Here is a 3,679-nt window from a genome sequence, read left to right as displayed (position 1 = left end):
CCTCAGTTTTTCTGATAAACCGAGGCGCCTGCATCGCAGGCAAGCCAGCTCCCACTTTTGACCGTGTTCGACTATAAGATCGCCTGGCGCGTCAGCAGCTCCACAAAGGCCTTGGCCATTGGCGTTTGCGCACCCTTGCGTTGCACCAGCCACACCGCCGTCACGGCCTCCCGATCGAGCAAGGTGCGATAGACCACGCCATCAATGCGGATGCGCTGGTAAGACGCCGGCAGCACCGACACCCCCAACCCCGCCGCCACCAGGCCGATGATGGTCATCGCTTCTCCAGCTTCCTGGGCGAAGTGCGGGCTGAAGCCGGCATCGCGGGCCAGGTTGAGCAGCTGAGCGTAGAGGCCGCTGCCGTAGGTGCGCGGGAAAAATACAAACGGCTCTTCGGCCAGTTGCGCCAGGTGCAGGCCGCGCTCGCTGCCTTCCACCAACGGATGGCCAGCGTTCAATACCGCAACTAACGGCTCGCGCATCAACTCGATCACGCTTAGAGAATCCGGCAACGGCAGCGGGCGCATCAGGCCCACCTGAATCGACTCATCCACCAGCGACTCGGCCACCTCGGTGCTGCTCATTTCCTGCAAATTCAGGTGCACCGCCGGGAAGGCTTTACGAAACGCAAAGATCGCCTGTGGAATGCTGGCGTTGAATGGCGCCGACGAGGTGAAACCGATCTTCAGTTCGCCTAACTCCCCTAATTGCGCGCGGCGGGCAACGTCGGCGGCTTTATCCACCTGCGCCAACACCAAACGCGCCTCGTGCAGGAACAATCGGCCGGCCTCGCTCAGCTCAACCCGACGATTGGTACGCTCAAACAAGCGTGCGCCGACTTCCTGTTCCAGCGCCTGGATCTGCTGGCTCAACGGCGGTTGAGAGATGCCCAGCACCTGCGCGGCGCGGCCAAAATGCAGCTCTTCGGCGACGGCAATGAAGTACCGCAAGTGACGCAATTCCATGCAAACCTCATTAGGTCGTAAAAGCTCTTAAACAGGTCGAACAATATATTGGAAAGAATCATTAGGCAGCTATATTCTTTTTCGTATTGCCAGTCCTGGCAGGCTTTTCCTCCCCGAGGTCCCCGTGAAATCTGCTGTCGCGCCATTCGCTCAAGAAGTCCCGCCTACCGCCTTGGATGAGGTGGTCGCCCAGCTCAATGACGCGTACATCGAAAAAGGCACGCCGATGTTCATGCGCACGGTGCTGGCGCTGTTCTCCGGCGGGTTTGCCACCTTTGCCCTGCTGTACTGCGTGCAACCGATGATGCCGGCGCTGTCCCACGAGTTTTCCATCAATGCGGCGCAAAGCAGCCTGATCCTTTCTGTTGCTACGGCGATGCTGGCGCTCGGCCTGCTGGTCACCGGGCCAATTTCCGACCGCTTGGGGCGTAAGCCGGTGATGGTTTCAGCCCTGTTCTGTGCCGCACTGGCGACCATCGCCAGCGGCTTGATGCCGAGCTGGGAAGGCATTCTGCTGATGCGTGCGCTGGTGGGCTTGTCGCTAAGCGGCCTGGCCGCCGTGGCGATGACTTACCTGAGCGAAGAGATCCACCCTCAGCACATTGGCTTGGCCATGGGCCTGTACATCGGCGGCAACGCGATTGGCGGCATGAGCGGGCGTCTGATCATCGGCGTGTTGATCGACTTTGTCAGCTGGCACACCGCGATGCTGATCATCGGCGCGCTGGCGCTGATCGCAGCCACGGTGTTCTGGAAAATCCTGCCTGAATCGCGCAACTTCCGCGCCAGCAGCCTGAAGCCGCGTAACCTGGTGAACGGTTTTGTCATGCACTTCAAGGACGCGGGCCTGCCGTGGCTGTTCCTCGAGGCCTTCCTGTTGATGGGCGCATTCGTGACGATGTTCAACTACATCGGCTATCGCCTGTTGGCCTCGCCCTACGAACTTAGCCAGGCGGTGGTTGGCCTGTTGTCGCTGGTGTACCTGTCAGGCATCTACAGCTCGGCGAAAATCGGCTCTCTGGCTGACCGTCTCGGCCGCCGTCGCGTACTGTGGGGCACCATCGTCTTGATGCTGTCGGGGATGCTGCTGACCCTGTTCACGCCGCTGTGGCTGGTGGTGCCGGGCATGCTGATCTTCACCTTCGGCTTCTTCGGCGCGCATTCGGTAGCCAGCAGCTGGATTGGGCGGCGGGCGGTAAGGGCCAAAGGGCAGGCGTCGTCGCTGTACCTGTTCTGCTACTACGTGGGGTCGAGTGTCGCGGGGACGGCGGGCGGGTTCTTCTGGCACTTTGCCGGGTGGAACGGGATTGGCGGGTTTATCGTGGCGCTGTTGATTGGCGCGCTGTTGGTGGCGCTGAAGCTGGCGAAATTACCGCCGCTGAGGAATGTAAAAACCTGACGCGGTCCTGCTTTTAATGTGGGAGCTGGCTTGCCTGCGATGGCGGTGATGAATTCACTACTGCTATCGCAGCGGTGCGACGATTCGACAAGCCAGCTCCCACATTAGGTTTGCGTTTTATTCGTGGTATTGCGCCGACAGCTCATGCACTGCACGCAGGAACGCGCCAGCGTGCTCCGGGTTCACTTCCGGGGTGATGCCATGGCCGAGGTTGAACACGTGGCCGCTGCCCTTGCCATAGCTGGCCAGGATGCGGCCGACTTCGGTGCGGATCGCTTCCGGCTTGGCGTAGAGCACGGTCGGGTCCATGTTGCCTTGCAGCGCCACGCGGCTGCCCACGCGCTGCCGGGCTTCGCCGAGGTCGCAGGTCCAGTCCAGGCCCAGCGCATCGGCACCGGCATCAGCAATGCTTTCCAGCCACAGGCCGCCGCCTTTGGTGAACATGATGACCGGCACTTTGCGACCTTCGTGTTCGCGGATCAGGCCGCTGACGATTTTGCGCATGTAAGCCAGGGAGAACTCCTGATACGCCGCCGACGACAGGTTGCCGCCCCAGGTGTCGAAGATCTGCACCGCTTGCGCGCCAGCCATGATCTGGCCGTTGAGGTAGCTGGTAACCGACTGCGCCAGCTTGTCCAGCAACAGGTGCATGGCTTGCGGGTTGTCGTAAAGCATGGCCTTGGTTTTGCGGAAGTCTTTCGACGAGCCGCCTTCGACCATATAGGTAGCCAGGGTCCACGGGCTGCCGGAGAAGCCGATCAACGGCACGCGGCCGTTAAGCTCGCGGCGGATGGTGCTCACAGCGTCCATCACGTAACCGAGGTCTTTGTGCGGGTCCGGGATCGGCAAGGCTTCGATGTCGGCCAGGGTGCTGACGACTTTCTTGAAACGCGGGCCTTCACCGGTTTCAAAATACAGGCCTTGGCCCATGGCATCAGGGATGGTGAGGATGTCGGAGAAGAGGATGGCCGCATCCAGTTGTGGGTAGCGGTCCAGCGGCTGCATCGTGACTTCGCAGGCGAACTCCGGGTTCATGCACAGGCTCATGAAGTCGCCGGCATTGGCGCGACTGGCGCGGTATTCCGGCAGGTAGCGACCGGCTTGACGCATCATCCACACGGGCGTGACGTCTACGGGTTGCTTGAGCAGGGCACGAAGGAAACGGTCGTTCTTGAGGGCAGTCATGTCGGCATCCGCAAAAAAAGTGCGGGCATTTTCTCAGAGCGCGACGCAAAAGGCACGGAGTGAGCCGTGCCTTTTGTCTATCGGGTCAATTTGTCGCGGTGTCTTGCGGTATGACAGACACCACCAAACC

3 protein-coding genes are annotated in these 3,679 nt (G+C 60.9%); 1 reads left to right on the top strand and 2 read right to left on the bottom strand.

Translation table 11 applies throughout. The annotated features are described in order from the left end of the window. Positions 1-71: 71 nt before the first annotated feature. Positions 72-965, bottom strand: a complete 894-nt coding sequence (locus FEM54_RS27425) for a LysR family transcriptional regulator (protein ID WP_017138561.1) — start codon at positions 963-965, stop codon at positions 72-74. A gap of 172 nt (positions 966-1,137) precedes the next feature. Between FEM54_RS27425 and FEM54_RS27420 the strand changes: the two genes are divergently transcribed. Further along, positions 1,138-2,364: an MFS transporter gene (locus tag FEM54_RS27420; protein WP_420875330.1), complete on the top strand. Its 1,227-nt coding sequence runs from the start codon at positions 1,138-1,140 to the stop codon at positions 2,362-2,364. Positions 2,365-2,481: 117 nt separating this feature from the next. Here the strand turns inward: FEM54_RS27420 and hemE are convergent, their stop codons facing one another. Next, the gene (gene hemE, locus FEM54_RS27415) at positions 2,482-3,549 is read right to left on the bottom strand and encodes a uroporphyrinogen decarboxylase (protein WP_099548052.1); all 1,068 of its coding nucleotides are present in this window, start codon (positions 3,547-3,549) and stop codon (positions 2,482-2,484) included. Positions 3,550-3,679: the final 130 nt, after the last annotated feature.

Origin of the sequence: Pseudomonas edaphica, from assembly GCF_005863185.1 — a bacterium.
Taxonomy (GTDB): Bacteria; Pseudomonadota; Gammaproteobacteria; order Pseudomonadales; family Pseudomonadaceae; genus Aquipseudomonas; species Aquipseudomonas edaphica.
Note: the sequence above shows the minus strand (reverse complement) of the source record. Positions and strands in the feature narration are given on the sequence as shown.